The organism is Streptomyces sp. NRRL S-378 (assembly GCF_000720645.1).
GTDB lineage: Bacteria > Actinomycetota > Actinomycetes > Streptomycetales > Streptomycetaceae > Streptomyces.
Window position 1 is genome coordinate 21,653 of record NZ_JOBX01000038.1, and the last position, 18,084, is coordinate 39,736.

Annotated in this window: 18 protein-coding genes; 15 read left to right on the top strand and 3 right to left on the bottom strand. The window is 73.0% G+C overall.

Annotation, left to right across the window (positions count from 1 at the left end; genetic code table 11):
- Nucleotides 1-240: 240 nt before the first annotated feature.
- The 12 genes from IH80_RS0124585 (at nt 241) to IH80_RS0124640 (ending at nt 13,496) form a co-directional block, all read left to right on the top strand.
- A complete protein-coding gene (locus tag IH80_RS0124585; RefSeq protein ID WP_324609423.1) occupies nt 241-2,217 on the top strand; it encodes a tetratricopeptide repeat protein in 1,977 nt (658 codons plus the stop codon).
- 153 nt (nt 2,218-2,370) lie between these two features.
- Nucleotides 2,371-3,486, top strand: a complete 1,116-nt coding sequence (ald, locus tag IH80_RS0124590) for an alanine dehydrogenase (RefSeq protein WP_030963351.1) — start codon at nt 2,371-2,373, stop codon at nt 3,484-3,486.
- Nucleotides 3,487-3,935: 449 nt separating this feature from the next.
- A complete protein-coding gene (locus tag IH80_RS0124595; protein WP_225884681.1) occupies nt 3,936-4,973 on the top strand; it encodes a ParA family protein in 1,038 nt (345 codons plus the stop codon).
- Entirely contained in the window at nt 4,958-5,497 is a 540-nt protein-coding gene (locus tag IH80_RS0124600) for a hypothetical protein (protein ID WP_234432376.1), read from the top strand. Before IH80_RS0124595 ends, IH80_RS0124600 begins: the two co-directional genes overlap by 16 nt.
- Before the next feature lie 671 nt (nt 5,498-6,168).
- Nucleotides 6,169-7,263, top strand: a complete 1,095-nt coding sequence (locus tag IH80_RS0124605; protein WP_030963354.1) for a segregation and condensation protein A — start codon at nt 6,169-6,171, stop codon at nt 7,261-7,263.
- Nucleotides 7,260-7,892, top strand: a complete 633-nt coding sequence (gene scpB, locus IH80_RS0124610) for an SMC-Scp complex subunit ScpB (RefSeq protein ID WP_030963355.1) — start codon at nt 7,260-7,262, stop codon at nt 7,890-7,892. The genes IH80_RS0124605 and scpB overlap by 4 nt, the downstream gene beginning before the upstream one ends.
- Nucleotides 7,892-9,178, top strand: a complete 1,287-nt coding sequence (locus tag IH80_RS0124615; RefSeq protein ID WP_030963356.1) for a pseudouridine synthase — start codon at nt 7,892-7,894, stop codon at nt 9,176-9,178. Before scpB ends, IH80_RS0124615 begins: the two co-directional genes overlap by 1 nt.
- 127 nt (nt 9,179-9,305) lie before the next feature.
- Complete coding sequence (pnuC, locus tag IH80_RS0124620) at nt 9,306-9,914, top strand: nicotinamide riboside transporter PnuC (RefSeq protein WP_051809885.1); 609 nt, start codon at nt 9,306-9,308, stop codon at nt 9,912-9,914.
- A complete protein-coding gene (locus IH80_RS0124625) occupies nt 9,911-10,990 on the top strand; it encodes an AAA family ATPase (protein ID WP_030963361.1) in 1,080 nt (359 codons plus the stop codon). The genes pnuC and IH80_RS0124625 overlap by 4 nt, the downstream gene beginning before the upstream one ends.
- On the top strand, nt 10,954-11,727 hold the full coding sequence (locus tag IH80_RS0124630) for an NUDIX hydrolase (RefSeq protein ID WP_051809891.1): 774 nt from the start codon (nt 10,954-10,956) through the stop codon (nt 11,725-11,727). The genes IH80_RS0124625 and IH80_RS0124630 overlap by 37 nt, the downstream gene beginning before the upstream one ends.
- Nucleotides 11,724-12,734 carry an ADP-ribosylglycohydrolase family protein gene (locus IH80_RS0124635; protein WP_030963365.1) on the top strand — a complete coding sequence of 337 codons (1,011 nt, stop codon included), beginning with the start codon at nt 11,724-11,726 and terminating at the stop codon, nt 12,732-12,734. Before IH80_RS0124630 ends, IH80_RS0124635 begins: the two co-directional genes overlap by 4 nt.
- 3 nt (nt 12,735-12,737) lie before the next feature.
- A complete protein-coding gene (locus tag IH80_RS0124640) occupies nt 12,738-13,496 on the top strand; it encodes a DNA polymerase beta superfamily protein (RefSeq protein ID WP_030963366.1) in 759 nt (252 codons plus the stop codon).
- Here the strand turns inward: IH80_RS0124640 and IH80_RS0124645 are convergent.
- The 3 genes from IH80_RS0124645 to IH80_RS0124655 all read right to left on the bottom strand — a co-directional run bounded on the left by IH80_RS0124645 (nt 13,485) and on the right by IH80_RS0124655 (nt 15,148).
- Nucleotides 13,485-14,165: a DNA polymerase beta superfamily protein gene (locus tag IH80_RS0124645; RefSeq protein WP_030963367.1), complete on the bottom strand. Its 681-nt coding sequence runs from the start codon at nt 14,163-14,165 to the stop codon at nt 13,485-13,487. The genes IH80_RS0124640 and IH80_RS0124645 overlap by 12 nt on opposite strands.
- Before the next feature lie 73 nt (nt 14,166-14,238).
- Nucleotides 14,239-14,724: a Rieske (2Fe-2S) protein gene (locus IH80_RS0124650; RefSeq protein ID WP_030963369.1), complete on the bottom strand. Its 486-nt coding sequence runs from the start codon at nt 14,722-14,724 to the stop codon at nt 14,239-14,241.
- Nucleotides 14,725-14,806: 82 nt separating this feature from the next.
- Nucleotides 14,807-15,148 carry a DUF952 domain-containing protein gene (locus tag IH80_RS0124655; protein ID WP_030963370.1) on the bottom strand — a complete coding sequence of 114 codons (342 nt, stop codon included), beginning with the start codon at nt 15,146-15,148 and terminating at the stop codon, nt 14,807-14,809.
- Between the two features lie 273 nt (nt 15,149-15,421).
- On the opposite strand from IH80_RS0124655, the gene IH80_RS0124665 reads away from it, so the two are divergent.
- The 3 genes from IH80_RS0124665 (at nt 15,422) to IH80_RS0124675 (ending at nt 18,012) form a co-directional block, all read left to right on the top strand.
- The gene (locus IH80_RS0124665; RefSeq protein WP_030963371.1) at nt 15,422-16,510 is read left to right on the top strand and encodes a prephenate dehydrogenase; all 1,089 of its coding nucleotides are present in this window, start codon (nt 15,422-15,424) and stop codon (nt 16,508-16,510) included.
- 150 nt (nt 16,511-16,660) lie between these two features.
- Nucleotides 16,661-17,368, top strand: a complete 708-nt coding sequence (gene cmk / locus IH80_RS0124670; protein ID WP_030963372.1) for a (d)CMP kinase — start codon at nt 16,661-16,663, stop codon at nt 17,366-17,368.
- Between the two features lie 56 nt (nt 17,369-17,424).
- The gene (locus IH80_RS0124675) at nt 17,425-18,012 is read left to right on the top strand and encodes a lysophospholipid acyltransferase family protein (RefSeq protein WP_078906731.1); all 588 of its coding nucleotides are present in this window, start codon (nt 17,425-17,427) and stop codon (nt 18,010-18,012) included.
- Nucleotides 18,013-18,084: the final 72 nt, after the last annotated feature.

Consider the following 18,084-nt stretch of genomic DNA (forward strand, 5'->3'; position numbering starts at 1 on the left):
CCGGCTCCGCCGGCGCTTGCGGCACGGGTCCGGGGCAGGGCCCCGGGGAACGGTGGAAGGGCGGGTGGGGGACCGCCCCGCCCGCGGCCCGCACGAGCAGTGGCGGGCCCCGCGCCCGGGGCGACGAAAAAGCGGACCATCCGCTGATCCGATTGGGGGATCTACCCGCCGCGCTCCACACGGGTCGTCGCTCTGCGTGAACTACGCTCGCCATCCGAAGGCAGGGAGAGGAGCGGATCCGTGACGGATTTCGTCGGGCGGCGGCGTGAGCTCAAGGAGCTGCGCGAGGACATCGCGCGGACCGGGCTCGACACCCTCTCCGGTCGCAAGGCCAAGGCCCCGCGGGCACGGGTGCTGCTCATCGCCGGCCGCCCGGGATCCGGCCGGACCGCCCTGGCGGAGACCTTCGTGCGCGAGGTCGCCGGCCAGTACCCCGACGGGGTGCTGCGGACCAGGCTCACCGCCCCGGGCGGGGAGACCGTCGCGACCGAGCGCGCCCTGCGCGGCCTGCTGGCCGGGCTGGGCCGGCGCACCCCGCCCGGCGCCGGCGAGGACGAGCTCAGTTCCGCCCTGCGCACCGCGCTCCAGGAGCGGCGGGCGATCATCCTGATCGACGACGCGGCCGATCCGCACCAGGTCGACGCCCTGCTCCCGGACACCCCCGAGTGCCTCGTCGTCGTCACCGCCGAGGGTCCGCTCACCGGCATCCCCGACGTGCGCCCCTGCACCCTCGGCGGCCTGGACAGCGTCTCCGCGGTCGCGATGCTCGCCCGCCGCATCGGCGACACCCGCATCACCGCCGACCCGCGGGCCGCCGAAGCCCTCGCCGAGGCCTGCGGGGGCCAGCCCGCCGCCCTCGAGCTCGTCGGCGGCTGGCTCGCGGCCCGCCCCAAGGCCGCCGTCGCCGACGTGGCCAAGCAGCTCCACGACACGCCCGCCGGCGCCGGCGGGCCGCTCGGCCGCGCCTTCCGGCTCGTCTACGACTCCCTGCCGCAGCCCGCCCAGCGCACGCTGCGCCTGCTGCCGCTCGCCCCGGCCGGCCTCGTCGACTCGCACACCGCCTCCGCCCTGGCCGGCTGTTCGGTGGCCGCCGCGCAGTCCACGCTCGACGACTTCGCCGGGCTGGGGCTGGTCCGGCACGCCCCCGACGGCCTGTTCCTGCTGCCCGGCTGTCTCGCGCCGATGCTCCAGGCCCTGCTGGAGACCAAGGAGCGGCCCGCCGAGGTCCAGCTGGCCCGGGCCCGGATGCTGGAGCGGACCGTCCGGCTGCTCCACTCCTGCCGGGCCATGGCGGCCGCCGAGGGCGACGACCTCGACGCCGACCTCCAAGAGCTGCTGGACGGCCTCCCGCGCGCCCTGCGCTTCCCCGACCGGCGCGCCGCGGCCGTCTGGCTGGACACCCGGCTCCCGGCGCTCTCCGCGGCCGCGTCCCTGGCGGTCGCCGACGGCGAGCTGGACACACTGGCCCGCCGGCTGGTCGCCGCTCTCGTGCGGGCCCTCGCGGACCACCGGGGGACCACGGAGGCCGCCCCCGAGCTCTACGGGCTGCACCGCCTGGTGCTGGACGTGGCCGAGCGCCGCAGCCTGCACCGCGAGCAGGCCGCGGCGCTGCTGAACCTGGCCGACCTGGACGCCGAGACCGGCCGCACGCAGGAGGCCCTGGAGCGCTACCGGGCCGCGCTGGACGCCGGAAGGGCGGCGAACGACCCGTACGCGACGGGCCGCGCGATGGAATCCGTAGGGGGTGCCTACCAGGAGCTGGCGGACTGGCACCGGGCGTCCGACTGGTTCGGCCGGGCGCTGGCCCAGGCCCTCTCCCGCGGGGAGCGGGCGGACGAGGCCCGGCTGTACGGGCGCCTCGGCAACGTGCACACGTACGCGGGCCGGTACGGGGACGCGCTGCGCAGCTGGCGGGCGGCCGCCGCGGGCTACCGCAAACTCGCCGATGTCCCGGGTCAGGCCAAGGCGTTGAGCGAGATGGCGCGGGTGCAGGAGTACGCGGGCCGGCCCGAGGAATCCCTGCACACCTGCCGCGAGGCGGTGGAGCTGGCGCGCCGGGCCGGCGACCAGCGACTTCAGGCCGCGCTGCAGGTCCGGCTGGCCGACACGCTGGACCGGCTCGGGGACCCCGCGGCGGCGAGACTGCACCGCTCCGCCGCAGACAGATTGCTGGGAGACGACCCCGCCGCCTGCGAAATCCGCAGTGGATCCGACTGAGATTATTGGTTTGCAAGGCTAGACAGCGACTCATCCTTCATTAAACTGGCTTCACCACGTCATCTCGTGGTGCATCCCGTTGCGCACTCTTGTGGGCGGGTATGTATGGAAGTGCCCCGTTATATCCCCCTGAGTCAAGGACCGTGATCGACGATGAAGGTCGGCATCCCCCGCGAGGTCAAGAACAACGAGTTCCGGGTCGCCATCACGCCCGCCGGCGTGCATGAGCTGGTCCGTAACGGCCACCAGGTCTTCATCGAGCAGAACGCCGGCGTCGGCTCCTCGATCACGGACGCGGAGTACGTCGCGGCCGGCGCCGAGATCCTCGGCACCGCAGACGAGGTCTGGGCCACCGCCGACCTGCTGCTGAAGGTCAAGGAGCCGATCGCGGAGGAGTACCACCGTCTCCGCAAGGACCAGACGCTCTTCACCTACCTCCACCTTGCGGCCTCCCGCGAGTGCACGGACGCCCTGCTGGAGTCCGGCACCACCGCCATCGCGTACGAGACGGTCGAGCTCGCCAACCGCGCGCTCCCGCTGCTCGCCCCCATGTCCGAGGTCGCGGGCCGCCTGGCCCCGCAGGTCGGCGCCTACCACCTGATGCGTTCGGCCGGCGGCCGCGGCGTCCTCCCGGGCGGTGTCCCCGGCACCCACGCCGGCGAGTGCGTCGTCATCGGCGGCGGCGTCTCCGGCTGGAACGCCGCGCAGATCGCCATCGGCATGGGCTTCCACGTGACCCTGCTCGACCGCGACATCAACAAGCTCCGCGAGGCCGACAAGATCTTCGGCACGAAGATCAAGACGATCGTCTCCAACGCATACGAGCTGGAGAAGGCCGTCGTCGAGGCCGACCTCGTCATCGGTGCCGTCCTGATCCCGGGTGCGAAGGCCCCGAAGCTGGTCACCAACGAGCTCGTCGCCAAGATGAAGCCTGGAAGTGTACTTGTCGACATTGCGATCGACCAGGGCGGCTGCTTCGAGGACTCCCGTCCGACCACCCACGCCGAGCCGACCTTCCAGGTCCACAACTCGGTCTTCTACTGCGTCGCCAACATGCCGGGCGCGGTACCGAACACCTCCACCTACGCGCTGACCAACGCCACGCTGCCCTACATCGTGCAGCTCGCGAACCTCGGCTGGGTCGAGGCGCTGCGCCGTGACCCCGCCCTCGCGCTGGGCCTCAACACCCATGACGGACGGGTCGTTTACGGTCCGGTCGCCGAGGCCCACGGCCTGGAGACCCTCGAGCTCGGCACCCTGCTCGGCTGACCCGTCAACGACTGACGTCAATCTCACGTATCCGGCCGGACCTTGCCCGCAAGGTCCGGCCGGACGTGTTTGCGGTGTGTCCCGGGATCCCGCTCAACTCGCCTCGAACGTAACCCTTTAACCCTTTCGCGCACCCGCGAAACTTCGCGGCGACGGCGTGGACGCCCTTGACAGAGTGGTGTTCGGTTGCCGACACATCGTGCCGGGTCCGGCGGATTGTGTTGCCGCTGGGTGGTGACACGCCATAGAGTCGCCAACCGTCGGCATGGTGCCACGCTGACCTATCGATAAGTGTCCTGGTCACGTCCGAGGAGGTAAGACGACTTGTGAATGAGTCGACATTTACTCCTGGGGGTGGTGGAGCAGGCGTCCCTGAGCGGGGCCAGAGTCCTGCCGGGCTCGAAGCTGTCGGCTCCGTCGCAGTACGCACCTTCGCAAACCACCAGCACATGACGACGCCCCAAAAGAGCATGGACGGCCTAGACGTGAACTCCAGGGCCGGCGACCTGAGCGGCGATACGCCCACGGGATTCGCCGACTACGACAATGTGCCCGAGGGGCACTTCTACGACCCCGACGCGGAGTACGAACCGGACCCCGAGTACGCGGCCACCCTCGCCCCCGACGCTGCCCGCCAGCGCCGTGAGCGGATCGGCCCGACCGGACGCCCGCTCCCGTACTTCCCGATCCCGGGTCCGCTGACCGACCACGGTCCGGCGAAGATCATCGCGATGTGCAACCAGAAGGGCGGCGTGGGCAAGACCACGTCGACCATCAACCTGGGTGCCGCGCTCGCCGAGTACGGGCGCCGCGTGCTGCTCGTCGACTTCGACCCGCAGGGCGCGCTGTCCGTGGGCCTCGGCGTGAACCCGATGGAACTCGACCTGACGGTCTACAACCTGCTCATGGAGCGGGGCATGTCGGCCGACGAGGTGCTGCTCAAGACGGCGGTCCCCAACATGGACCTGCTGCCGAGCAACATCGACCTGTCCGCTGCGGAAGTGCAGTTGGTCAGTGAGGTCGCGCGCGAGTCCACCCTGCAGCGGGCCCTGAAGCCCCTGATGGCCGACTACGACTACATCGTGATCGACTGTCAGCCCTCGCTCGGTCTGCTGACCGTGAACGCCCTGACGGCGGCTCACAAGGTCATCGTCCCGCTGGAGTGCGAGTTCTTCGCGCTGCGCGGTGTGGCGCTGCTGACCGAGACCATCGAGAAGGTGCAGGAGCGGCTCAACCCCGAGCTGGAGCTCGACGGCATCCTCGCCACGATGTACGACTCCCGTACGGTGCACAGCCGCGAGGTGCTGGCGCGCGTCGTCGAGGCGTTCGACGACCACGTCTACCACACGGTCATCGGCCGGACGGTGCGCTTCCCGGAGACCACGGTCGCCGGTGAGCCGATCACGACGTACGCGTCCAACTCCGTCGGCGCCGCGGCCTATCGCCAGCTGGCCAGGGAGGTGCTCGCCCGTTGTCACGCCGAGTGAGTCTGCCCGGCGCCGACGAACTGTTCCGCACGACCGGGGGGACGGCGCTGCAGTCGTCCTCGCCGCGCCGCGGGGCCGAGGAGGCACCCGCCGCGGAACACTCGGCCGCTCCGGCCGGGGGTACGGCGGGAGAGGGCCGCAGCCGGGAGGCTGAGGCCGGTACGGAGACGGGCGGACCCGTCGTGGGGCAGCCGCGGCGAGCGCAGGAAGGTTCTGTCAGCCCGGCCGGTCCGACCGCCGGGGCGGCCGCCGCCCCGGCCGGGGCGACCCGGCGGGGCAAGGGCCAGGGCCGCGGCGCGAACCGGCGGCCCAGCGGCCGTGAACGGCACGACGAGAAGATCACGGTCTACGTCTCGGCCGAGGAGCTGATGGACCTGGAGCACGCGCGGCTGGTGCTGCGCGGCGAGCACGGCCTGGCCGTCGACCGCGGCCGCATCGTCCGCGAGGCGGTGGCGGTCGTCCTCGCCGACCTGGAGTCCCGCGGGGACGCCAGCATCCTGGTCCGCCGCCTCCGCGGCCGGTAGGGGGTCTCGGGCGGTCCAGGCCGGGCTCGCGGGCCCTGGTGCCGCGCCCCATCCGTCCGCGGGGACCCCCGGCCCGTCCTCGGTCGGCGACGCTCCGCGCCGCGTCGCTGGTCCGCTCGGGACGCGCGGCGCCAGAACCCGCTCCCCGATCCGGCCTGGCCGACACGACACCCCCTGAGCCGTCTGCGGCACCGCTCAGCCGAACCGTGCCGCGCCCGATGCTTCGCCGAGAGGCCGCCGACCCCCGTCGGCGGCCTCTTGCGCTGTGCCGCGGGCCCGGCCGGACGGCGAGCACCACCGGGCGTCGCGCCCCCGGCGGGCGGTTGTGCGGCAGGGTGCAGTGCTGCTGCGCTCGGCGCGCCGGGGCCGGGGCGGGTTCCGGCGCGCCGCGAGGCCGTTCGTGGGCCGCTCCGCGTCGTGCATGCCGCCCGGGCGGGGAATGGTTCGGGCAGGGCCCGAGGGCTGTCCCGTGATCCCCGGCGGGCGCAGGACGCCTGCCACGGCACCTCGCTGCGTCGTCGCAACGCCCGAAGACGCCCGGTACGGGGGCGCCCCTCCGCCTGGCGATGCACCGCATCCGATGCCGTGCGCTGATCCGCCGGGGATTGCAGGACAGCCCTTAGGCTTCCCGTGTTCGACCTGCCGTTCTTTCCGTACCCACCTGGACCGCCATGCCCCCCGATCACCACGCCGCCCGCCCGGCCCGCCGGAGCCTGGGGCGCGGGCCGGGCGCCGCCGCCGAGGCCCCGGGGGCGGCTCAGGCCCCGGTGTCCGACCCGGCGGCGGTCGAGGCCCCCGTCACGAACCCGGCCGACCGCCCGGTCGCCGCGTCCGGGGTCCCGGCGGTGCCGGCCGACAGGACGACGGATGCGGCCGGGCCGGCCGACGCCGCGGGGACCCCGGACGCGGCGGGGCCTGCCGACGGGACGCGGGCGGGCCAGGGCGGGAGCGGCGCGGGCCCCGTGGGAGGCGACGGCCGGTTCACGTTGCGGCTCGACAACTTCGAGGGGCCCTTCGACCTGCTGCTCCAGCTGATCTCCCGGCACAAGCTCGACGTCACCGAGGTCGCGCTGTCCAAGGTCACCGACGAGTTCATGACGTACATCCGGGCCATGGGGCCCGACTGGGACCTCGACCAGACCACCGAGTTCCTCGTCGTCGCCGCGACCCTCCTCGACCTGAAGGCCGCCCGGCTGCTGCCGGTGGCCGAGGTCGAGGACGAGGCCGACCTCGCCCTCCTGGAGGCCAGGGACCTGCTCTTCGCCCGCCTGCTGCAGTACCGCGCGTACAAGCAGATCGCCGAGATCTTCGAGCGCCGCGCGGAGAGCGAGGGCCGCCGCTACCCCCGGACGGTCGGGCTGGAGCCCCACCACGCCGACCTGCTGCCCGACGTCGTGATCAGCATCGGGGCTGAAGGGTTCGCCCGGCTCGCCGTCAAGGCCATGCAGCCCAAGGCCAAGCCCCAGGTCTACGTGGACCACATCCACGCGCCCCTCGTCAGCGTGCGCGAGCAGGCCGGCGTCGTGGTGCGGATGCTGAAGGCGCGCGGCGAGGCGACCTTCCAGGAGCTCACCGAGGACGCCGAGGACACCCTCACCGTCGTGGCGCGCTTCCTGGCCCTCCTGGAGCTCTACCGGGAGAAGGCGGTCGCCCTCGACCAGGAGGAGGCCCTGCGGACGCTCACCGTGCGCTGGAGCGGCGGGGACGGCGACGGCATGCCGACCGTGACCGACGAGTTCGACCAGATCGTGGAGGCGAAGGATTGAGCAGCGACGTCGGCGCGGTGGCCGCGCTGGAACTGAAGCCGGCCCTGGAGGCCGTCCTCATGGTCGTGGACGAGCCCGCGACCGAGGCGCACCTCGCCAAGGTGCTGGAGCGCACTCCGCGCGAGGTCGCGGACGCGCTGCGGGAACTCGCCGACGAGTACACGGCCGCGCGCCGGGGCTTCGAGCTGCGGCTCGTCGCGGGCGGATGGCGTTTCTACACCCGGGCGGAGTACGCCCCGGCGGTGGAGGCCTTCGTCCTGGACGGCCAGCAGGCCCGGCTCACCCAGGCGGCGCTGGAGACCCTGGCGGTCGTCGCGTACCGCCAGCCGGTGAGCCGGTCGCGGGTCTCCGCCGTGCGCGGAGTCAACTGTGACGGGGTCATGCGGACCCTGCTCCAGCGCGGTCTGGTGGAGGAGGCGGGGACGGAACCCGAAACAGGTGCGATCCTATACAGGACGACGAACTACTTTCTGGAGCGGATGGGCCTGCGCGGCCTGGACGAGCTCCCGGAGCTCGCGCCCTTCCTCCCCGAGGCGGACGCGATCGAAGCCGAGACGCAAGAAGGTGTGCCGTCGTTCGATCCGGACGCACCGGACACCGATGAAGACGACAAGACGACGGAACTTTGATGCGAAGCAGCGGCAACGGCAACGGTGGCAACAGGAACAGCGGCGGCGGTGGCGGCGGCGGGCGCGGTAGCGCCCGTGGCGGCGGCTCCGGCGGCGGCGGTGGCTACCGCGGCGGCGGCTCGGGCGGCGGTGGCTACCGCGGCGGCAGCGGTTCCGGCGGTGGCGGCGGCTACCGGGGCGGCAGCGGCTCGGGCGGTGGCTCCGGCAGCGGCGGCTACCGCGGCGGTCAGGGCGGCGGCCAGGGCGGCTCGCGCGACCGCGATCGCGACCAGGCGCCCCAGCGTCCCCGCAACCCCCGCCCGGAGGAGCGCCGCTACGACGTGGGCCCCGAGGGCGAGCGCACCCGCGGCGCCCGCGGCGACGCGGCGCGCGGCGGCGCCAAGGGCGGTCCCCGCACCTCCAAGACCCCCGGCATCGGCGGCGCCGGCGGCCCGCGCCGCGGTCCTGGCAGCCGCAGCGGCCAGTCCCGCCCGCGCGAGCTGGACGCGCGCATCGAGGAGCGCGTGCGCGACCGGTACGCCGACAAGCCCGTGATCAAGACCCCGAAGACCTTCCCCGGCGCCGAGCAGGAAGGCGAGCGCCTGCAGAAGGTCCTCGCCCGTGCCGGCATGGGCTCGCGCCGCGCCTGCGAGGAGCTCATCGAGCAGGCCCGCGTCGAGGTCAACGGCGAGATCGTCACCGAGCAGGGCAAGCGCGTCCAGCCGAAGGACGAGATCAAGGTGGACGGCCTGACCGTCGCCACCCAGTCGTACCTGTTCTTCGCGCTGAACAAGCCGGCCGGTGTCGTCTCCACCATGGAGGACCCGGACGGCCGCCAGTGCCTGGGCGACTACGTCAACAACCGCGAGACGCGCCTCTTCCACGTCGGCCGGCTGGACACCGAGACCGAGGGCATCATCCTGCTCACCAACCACGGTGAGCTGGCCCACCGCCTGACGCACCCGAAGTACGGCGTGAAGAAGACCTACGTCGCCGCGATCACCGGCTCGCTGCCGCGCGACATCGGCAAGCGGCTCAAGGACGGCATCGAGCTCGAGGACGGCTGGGCCCGCGCCGACAACTTCCGCGTCCTGGACCAGGTCGGCAAGAACTACATGGTCGAGGTGACCCTCCACGAGGGCCGCAAGCACATCGTGCGCCGCATGCTGTCCGAGGCGGGCTTCCCCGTCGACAAGCTCGTCCGGACCTCCTTCGGCCCCATCGAGCTGGGCGACCAGAAGTCCGGCTGGCTGCGCCGCCTGACCAACACCGAGGTCGGCATGCTGATGCGCGAGGTCGGCCTGTAGGTCCTCCGCTCCACCCCGCTCCACGAAAAGCCCGCAGTGCCCACGGCACGGCGGGCTTTTCGCTTGCCCGGGCCCCCCACCCCTGTTTATAGTCACAGTGACTATTAAAGGAAGTGGGGGTCGGTCAATGAACTGGACCTTGAGCTGGACCGAGGTGCTCGGGTTCGCCACGGGCGCCCTGTGCGTCTGGCTGGTGGCCCGGCAGCACATCGCCAACTGGCCGATCGGCATCGCCAACAACGTCTTCTTCATCGTTCTCTTCGCCCAGGCCGGCCTCTACGCCGACGCCGGGCTCCAGATCGTCTTCATCGCCCTCGCCGCGTACGGCTGGTGGTCCTGGACCCACGGGGGTGGACCAGGAACCGCCGAAGCCCTGCCGGTGCGCCGCACCACGCGCACCGAATGGGTCTGGCTGGCCGCGGCGGGGGCGGCGGGGACCCTCGGCCTGACCCTGCTCCTCTCCCGGGCCACCGACTCGACCGTCCCCTTCTGGGACGCCGTCACGACCGTGCTCTCCCTCACGGCGACGTACGGCCAGTGCCGCAAGCTGATCGAGTCCTGGTGGCTGTGGATCGCCGCCGACCTCGTCTACATCCCCCTGTACGTCCACAAGGGGCTCCACCTCACCGCCCTGCTCTACGTCGGCTTCCTCGCGCTCTGCGTCGTCGGCCTGCTCGGCTGGCGGCGCACGCTCCCGGAACGCGGCCCCCGCACGGCCGTGGGGGCGACGGCATGAGGCGCTTCGGCCACGGGCTGGTGCTCGGCAAGTTCTACCCGCCGCACGCCGGCCACCACCACCTGGTGCGCACCGCCCAGGACCGCTGCGAGCGGCTGACCGTCCTGGTCTGCGCGGCCTCCGTGGAATCGGTGCCGCTCGCCGACCGCGTCGCCTGGATGCGCGAGGCCCACCCGGACGCGGACGTCGTCGGAGCCGTCGACGACATCCCCGTCGACCTGCACGACCCGGAGATCTGGGAGGCCCACATGGCGATCTTCCGGGCCGCGGTCGGCCGCCGCGTCGACGCCGTCTTCACCTCGGAGGAGTACGGCACCGAACTCGCGCGCCGGTTCGGAGCCGAGGAGGTCTGCGTGGACCCCGCCCGGACCCTGTTCCCGGTGTCCGGGACGGCGGTCCGGGCCGACCCGGCCGCCTGCTGGGACTTCCTGGGTCCCGCCGTACGGGCCCGCCTCGCGCGCCGCGTCGTCGTACTCGGCGCCGAGTCCACCGGGACGACCACCCTGTCCAGGGACCTGGCCGCGCACCTCCGGGCCCGCGGCGGAGTCTGGGCGGCCACGGGCTGGGTCGAGGAGTACGGTCGCCGCTACAGCGAGGAGAAGCTCGCCGCGGCCCGGGCCGCCGACCCGGCCGCCACCTGGGCGGACGTCTCCTTCACCTCGGAGGAGTTCCCCGTCATCGCCCGCCGCCAGGACGAGGAGGAGGAGCGGGCGGCCCGCCGGGGCTCCCCGGTGCTGGTCTGCGACACCGACTCCTTCGCCACCGGCATCTGGCACGAGCGGTACATGGGCGGCCGCAACGCCGAGGTCGAGCGGATCGCCGCCCTCACGCACCGGGACCTGTACCTGCTCACCGAGGACGCCGACGTGCCCTTCGAGGACGACGGACTGCGCGACGGGCCGGGACTCAGACCGTGGATGACCCGCCGCTTCCGCGAGGAACTGGAGGCCACCGGCAAGCGCTACCTGTCCGTACGCGGCGACCGCCGGGAGCGGCTCGCCACGGCCGTGGCGGCCGTGGACGAACTGCTCGCCGAAGGCTGGCGGTTCGCAGACCCCCTCCCGGAGAACCGGTGAACGGGGCGGTGGGGCCGGGCTACGACCCGTACGCCTTCGAGCCGTTCGCGGTGACCGTCGACCTCGCCGTCTTCACCGTCCGCGGCGGCGCCCTGCACGTGCTGCTGATCCGGCGCGGCCAGGAGCCGTACGCCGGGTCCTGGGCGCTGCCCGGCGGGTTCGTCCTGCCCCGGGAGTCCGCCGAGACCGCGGCCCGTCGCGAACTGGCCGAGGAGACCGGCCTGCCCGAGCACGTCGTGGCGGCCCTGCACCTGGAGCAGCTGCGCACTTACAGCGAGCCCGACCGGGACCCCCGGATGCGGGTCGTCTCGGTGGCCTTCACGGCCCTCGTCCCGGACCTGCCCGAGCCGGCCGCCGAGGGGGGAGGGGACGCGGCGCAGGCCCGCTGGCTGCCGCTGGGCGAGGCCCCGGACCTCGCCTTCGACCACGCGGTGATCCTGGCGGACGCGCGTGAACGGGTCCGCTCGAAGCTGGAGTACACCTGCCTGGCCACCGCCTTCTGCCCGCCCGAGTTCACCCTCGGGGAGCTCCTGGCCGTCTACGAGACCGTCTGGGACACCGTGCTCGACCGCCCCAACTTCCGCCGCAAGGTCCTGACGACGCCCGGGTTCGTCGAGGCCGTACCGGGCGCCGCCCGGCTCACCGGGGGCCGCGGCAAACCGGCCGCCCTCTACCGGGCCGGTCCGGCGACGGCCCTCCATCCACCTCTGCTCCGACCGGAAGGACCCACGCGATGACGAAGCGAGCCGCGACCGGCGCGCTGATCGGCCTGGCCCTGGGTGACGCCCTGGGCTTCCCGACCGAGTTCAACGACGTTCCCGCGATCCTCGCCAAGACGGGCCCGTGGCGCGAGATGCGCCTGCCCCACCCGGCGATCGTCACGGACGACACCCAGATGACCCTCGCCCTGGCGCGCGGCATCCGCACCGCGACGGACCGCGGACGCACAGGCCCGCTGCGGCTGACCCGGCCCGTCCGCGAGGAGTTCGTCGACTGGTACCACTCCCCGGAGAACAACCGGGCTCCCGGCAACACCTGCCTGCGGGCCTGCAACCTGCTGGACGACCCGCGGCGCGACTGGCGCGACGCCAGCCAGACCGGCTCCAAGGGCTGCGGCGCGAACATGCGGGTGGCCCCCGTCGGGCTGGTGCCCGGCTGGACCGACGAGGAACGGGCCGGCGCGGCCCAGCTCCAGTCCGCCCTCACCCACGGCCACCCGACGGCGCTCGCCGCCTCCGACCTGACCGCGCGGGCGGTGCACTTGCTGGCCACCGGCACCGAGGTCACCGGCCTCGTCGGGCGGCTGCGCTCGTACGCCCTGGAGAACCGCACCCGCTACCACGAGCGCTGGCTCGGCGACCTCTGGATGCGGACCGCCTCCGACGCCACGCCCGAATCCTTCATCGCGCGCGGCTGGGACGAGTGCCTGGAGGTGCTGGACCGGCTCGCGGCCGCCCTGCGGACCCCGTCCCCCGAGACCGACCCCTGCCTGACCACCGGCGACGGCTGGATCGCCGAGGAGGCCCTCGCCACGGCCCTGCAGTGCTTCCTCCTCTTCCCGGACGAGCCCCTGACCGCCCTGCGCCGCGCCGCCTGCACCAAGGGCGACTCCGACTCCCTCGCCTGCCTCGCCGGCGCCTTCGCCGGAGCCCACCTCGGGGCGGACGTCTGGCCGCGCGAGTGGGAGGGCCGCATCGAGTACCGGGACGAACTCCTGGCCTTCGGCACCCTCTGGGATGCTTGATCCATGCTGGACGCCCTGAGTACCGACCTGACCCCCGTCGTGGCGGAGCAGCCCGACCCGCTGCTCTTCGCCACCGTCTCGGGCGCACACCTGTACGGCTTCCCCTCCCGGGACTCCGACATCGACCTGCGCGGGGCGCACCTGCTCCCCGTCGAGGACCTCCTGGGCCTGCGCGAGCCCGAGGAGACCCGCACCCGCATGTGGGACCGCGACGACGTGGAGATGGACCTCGTCACGCACGACCTGCGTAAGTTCGTCCGCCTCATGCTCAACCGCAACGGCTACGTGCTGGAGCAGCTGCTGTCCCCGCTCGTGGTCCACACGACGGCGGCCCACGAGGAGCTGGTCGCGCTGGCCCCGGGCGTCCTGACCTCCCACCACGCTCACCACTACCGGGGGTTCGCGAACACCCAGTGGCGGCTCTTCGACAAGGCCGCCGAACTCAAGCCGCTCCTCTACGCCTTCCGGGCGCTGCTCACCGGCATCCACCTGATGAGGTCGGCCGAGGTACAGGCGCACCTGCCGACCCTGCTGACCGAGGTGCCGGAGGCGCCGCCGTACCTCACCGCCCTGATCGAGGCCAAGGTCGCCGCCGAGCACGGGGGCTACGAGGGCCCGCCCGTCGCCGCCGTACGGGCGGACTTCGAGGCGCTGCACGCGGTGCTGGACTCCGCTCAGGCGGGCACCGCGCTGCCCGCGCACGGGTCGGCGTACGACGCGCTGGACGCGTTCGTCGTGCGCTGGCGGACCCTACGAGGCTGACGCGCGCCGGGTGCGGACGAGGAAGTCCTCCACCCGGGCCCGGTCCGGCTCCTCCGGCAGAGGAGTGCCGGCCAGGGCGTCCTCCGTCTCCTCCTGCAGCCGGGTCATCCAGGCGTCGACCTCGTCCCAGGTGAGCTCCCCGCGGCGGACGGCGAGGAGGCGGTCGCGGTACGGGCCCGCATCGATGCTCAGGAGGCCGGTGCGCAGCAGGTCGCGGCAGGACAGCAGCAGGCGCAGCAGGTGCATGGCGTGCTTCCAGCGCGGCGCCCCGTGGACGCGGACGTCCGCGACGAGTTTGCCGTGCTGGGAGGCCGCGTACCGGCTGAAGCTGGTGTGCGCCCGGCGGGAGAGGAAGGCCCCGCGCAGCGACAACAGCTCCCGGCCGACCGGGCCGACGTGCTCCACCAGGGGCGAGTGCAGGCACTCCAGGATGTTCGGGTTGGCCCGCAGGGCCAGTTCGCAGAAGCGCTCCAGCTCCCAGGAGAACTCCTCCTCCCGGGGCCCCTCGACATGCGTGGGCGGCTTCTCGAACCGCCAGAACAGCGGCGTCGGGGCGAGGTAGACACCGCGCCGGTCGGTGTCGCTGCTCTCCGTGGCCAGCCCGAACGCCCGGGAGCCCATCACGCACCGGTAGACCGTGTGGTCCCGTACCAGCGTCACATCGTCCATCCCGGGAGCCTACGCCGGGGCGCACCCGCCCTGCCGGGCCTTTTCCGCAGGCCGGCAGGGCTGCGAGCTTCCGCTAGGCGAGCGCGATGTTGCCGTCAGCGGCGACCGTGATCTTCTTCTCGGCCAGCCCCTTGGTGGCCGGTCCCTTGATCACCGCCCCGTCCGTGGCCTTGAACTCGCTGTTGTGACAAGCGCAGTTGATCGTGTTGTCCTCCACCTTGGTCACCAGGCAGCCCTGGTGGGGGCAGACCGCGGTGAAGCAGCGGAAGGAGCCCGCGGTGGGCTGGGTGACGACGACCTTCTGCTCCTTGAGGACCTTGCCGCCGCCCACGGGCACGTCCGCCGTCTTGACGATGGCCTTGCCCGCGGGCGCGCCGCCGGCCGAGGGGGTGGTGGCGGGGGCGTCGCCGGGCGGCGGGCTGGCGACGCCGTTCGGTTCGCCGGACGAGGTGTTCCCGCTGTCACCGCCGCTGCCGCAGGCGGTGAGCGCACCGCCGGCCAGGGTGGCCGCTCCGATCACCAGTACCTTGCGCCGGGCGGTCTGCGTGGGGTCGCTCATCAGTCTCTCCTCGCTGTGTGGCGGATCGGCGTGCAGCATCCTGACGTGCGGCGGGCCTCAGGTGAAGCCTGCCGCGCCCGAATCACGAGCTCGGCTGCCACGGTGCCAGTGATACGGGTGTGCCAGGTGTGCGTACGACCTCCCACACGTGGACCACGGCGTCCCGGTTCAGCGAACCGAAAACATGTGGGAAACGGTCGCCGGAATCACCCTCCCGGCGGACCTCCGCGGTCAGCGCGTCCTCGTCGAGCTCGACCGCGAGCAGGGTCCCCGGCTGCTCCCGGTAGTGCGTGCCGGCGATTTCGAGCACCGTCGTACGGTCCGCCGAACAGTGCACGAATCCCTCGGAGTCGAGCGAGGGCGGGGCGTAGGGCAGCTCGGGTGCGGCGGTCCAGTCGGCGAGCGGGACGATGTGGAAGATCATGACGATCGTTCTACCGCAGTGGCCGGGGGCCCGGGTGTCAGGTGGCGACGTCATCCGGTCCGGGTGAGGTGCCGCAGGCCGTCGACGAGCTGACCCCGGGCGGACAGATCCCCTCCGGTTCGATCGAGGACATCATCCGACAGCAGAAGTTCTGAAGACGTCGTCCCGCGAGGGCCCGGCCGCCGTCCCACAGGGCGGGCGGCCGGGCCCTCGCGGCGTACCGTCTGGCTACCCTGAGTCAGAACCTGTCGTCACGCACCCCTGGAGCGCCCCGTGAGAACCGCCGTCGTCATCGGAACCGGACTGATCGGCACCTCCGCGGCGCTCGCCCTGACAGCCCGCGGGGTCACCGTGCACCTCGCCGACCACGACCCGGACCGGGCCCGTACGGCCGCCGCCCTCGGGGCCGGCACCGACGAGCCCCCGCACGAGCAGGTCGACCTCGCGATCGTCGCCGTACCGCCGGCCCACGTCGCCGCGACCCTGGCCGACCTGATAGGGCGCGGCGCGGCGCGGGCCTACGTCGACGTGGCCAGCGTCAAGGGCGGGCCGCGGCGGGAACTGGCCGCGCTCGGCGTGGACGCCACCGCCTACATCGGCACGCACCCGATGGCGGGCAAGGAGCAGTCGGGTCCGCTCGCCGCGACGGCGGACCTCTTCGAGGGCCGCCCCTGGGTGCTCACCCCGACCCGCGAGACCGACCACGAGGTGCTCAACCTCGCCCTGGAGCTCGTCGCCCTGTCCCGGGCCGTACCGGTGGTGATGGACGCGGACGCCCACGACCGGGCCGTCGCGCTCGTCTCGCACACCCCGCAGCTCGTCTCCAGCATGGTCGCGGCCCGGCTGGAGGAGGCCGACGAGACGGCCGTACGGCTGTGCGGGCAGGGCATCCGTGACGTGACCCGGATCGCCGCCTCCGACCCGCGGATGTGGGTGGAGATCCTGTCGGCCAACCCGGGACCGGTCGCCGACGTCCTCGCCGGGATCGCCGCCGACCTGGAGGAGACCGTCGACGCGCTGCGCAGCCTGCAGTCCGCCGACGTGGACAAGCGCCGCGGCGGCGCCGCGGGCATCGAGGACGTACTGCGCCGCGGGAACGCGGGCCGCGTACGGGTCCCGGGCAAGCACGGAGCGGCGCCCACCGTCTACGAGACCGTGGCCGTGCTCATCAGCGACCAGCCGGGCGAGCTGGCGAGGATCTTCGCCGACGCCGGCCGCGCGGGCGTCAACATCGAGGACGTGCGGATCGAGCACGCCACGGGCCAGCAGGCCGGTCTCGTCCAGCTCATGGTCGAGCCGCGGTCCGCCGCCGTCCTCACGACCGAGCTGCGCGAACGGGGCTGGGCCCTGCGCACCTCCTGAGCCCGGGGGTGCGGAAAGCACGTGCGGGGCCGGGAGTGCGCCGTGAGCCCGGCCTGAACGGCAAGACACCCCCCGGGGGCCCGGTAACCTTGGAGAGGGGCGCTTTGCCGCGCCCTCACACGCACGCGCAACCAGGAAGGTGCCCGCACCGTGGAAACCGCAGCTCCGTCCGCCGTGATCGTCGCCATCGACGGTCCCTCCGGCACGGGCAAGTCCAGCACCTCCAAGGCCGTGGCCGCCAAGCTCGGGCTGCGCTACCTGGACACCGGTGCCCAGTACCGGGCCATCACCTGGTGGATGATCTCCAACGGGGTCGACACCGACGACGCGCAGGCCGTGGCGGTCGCCGCAGGCAAGCCGTCCATAGTGTCCGGCACCGACCCGGCCGCTCCCACCATCACGGTGGACGGCGTCGATGCCGCCGGTCCCATCCGGACCCAGGAGGTCACCTCCAAGGTCAGCGCCGTCAGCGCGGTCCCCGAGGTGCGCACGCTCATCACCGAGCTGCAGCGCTCCATCGCCGCCGAGGCCGCCCGGGACGCGGCCGGGATCGTCGTCGAGGGCCGGGACATCGGTACCACCGTCCTCCCCGACGCCGACCTCAAGATCTTCCTGACGGCCTCCGCCGAGGCGCGCGCCGCCCGGCGCAGCGGAGAGCTCCGCGGCAAGGAGGCCGCCGATCTCGCGGCCACCAAGGCGGCGCTGATCAAGCGCGACGCCGCGGACTCCGGCCGCAAGACCTCGCCGCTGGCCAAGGCCGGCGACGCGGTCGAGGTGGACACCACCGAACTCACGCTCGACCAGGTGATCGAGTGCGTCGTGACGCTCGTCGAAGAGAAGCGGGCGGGCCGCAAGTGAGCCGAACGCCCTCCCTCAAGGGTGCGGCGGTCGGAAGGCGCATCGGCATCGGCCTCATGTACGGGCTGTGGAAGCCGCGCGTACTGGGTGCCTGGAAGGTACCCGCCTCGGGCCCCGTCATCCTCGCCGTGAACCACACCCACAACATAGACGGCCCCATGGTCATGGGCACCGCGCCCCGCCCCCTGCACTTCCTGATCAAGAAGGAAGCGTACGTGGGCCCGCTCGGCCCCTTCCTGGACGGCATCGGGCAGGTCAAGGTCGACCGTTCCGGCGCCGACCGGGCGGCGATAGGCCACGCCCTCGCCGTGCTCGACCAGGGCGGAGCCCTCGGGATATTCCCCGAGGGCACCCGCGGCGAGGGCGATTTCGCCTCGCTGCGCGCGGGACTGGCGTACTTCGCGGTCCGCAGCGGCGCGCCCATCGTGCCCGTCGCCGTCCTCGGCAGCGCCGAGGGCCGTGGGAGGCTCATCCCGGGGCTTCCGCCCTTCAAGAGCCGGGTCGACGTCGTCTTCGGCTCGGCCTTCGACGCCGGGGACGGCAGTGGCCGCCGCACCCGTACCGCGCTGGACCAGGCCACCGTACGCATCCAGGACCGGCTGACCGCCCACCTGGCCGACGCCAAGCGCCTGACCGGGCGCTGAGCGAGACTTGAACCCAGTAGTGGAACCGCGCTGCGCGGGCACCACCGATCACCACGAACGACGAGGAACGGA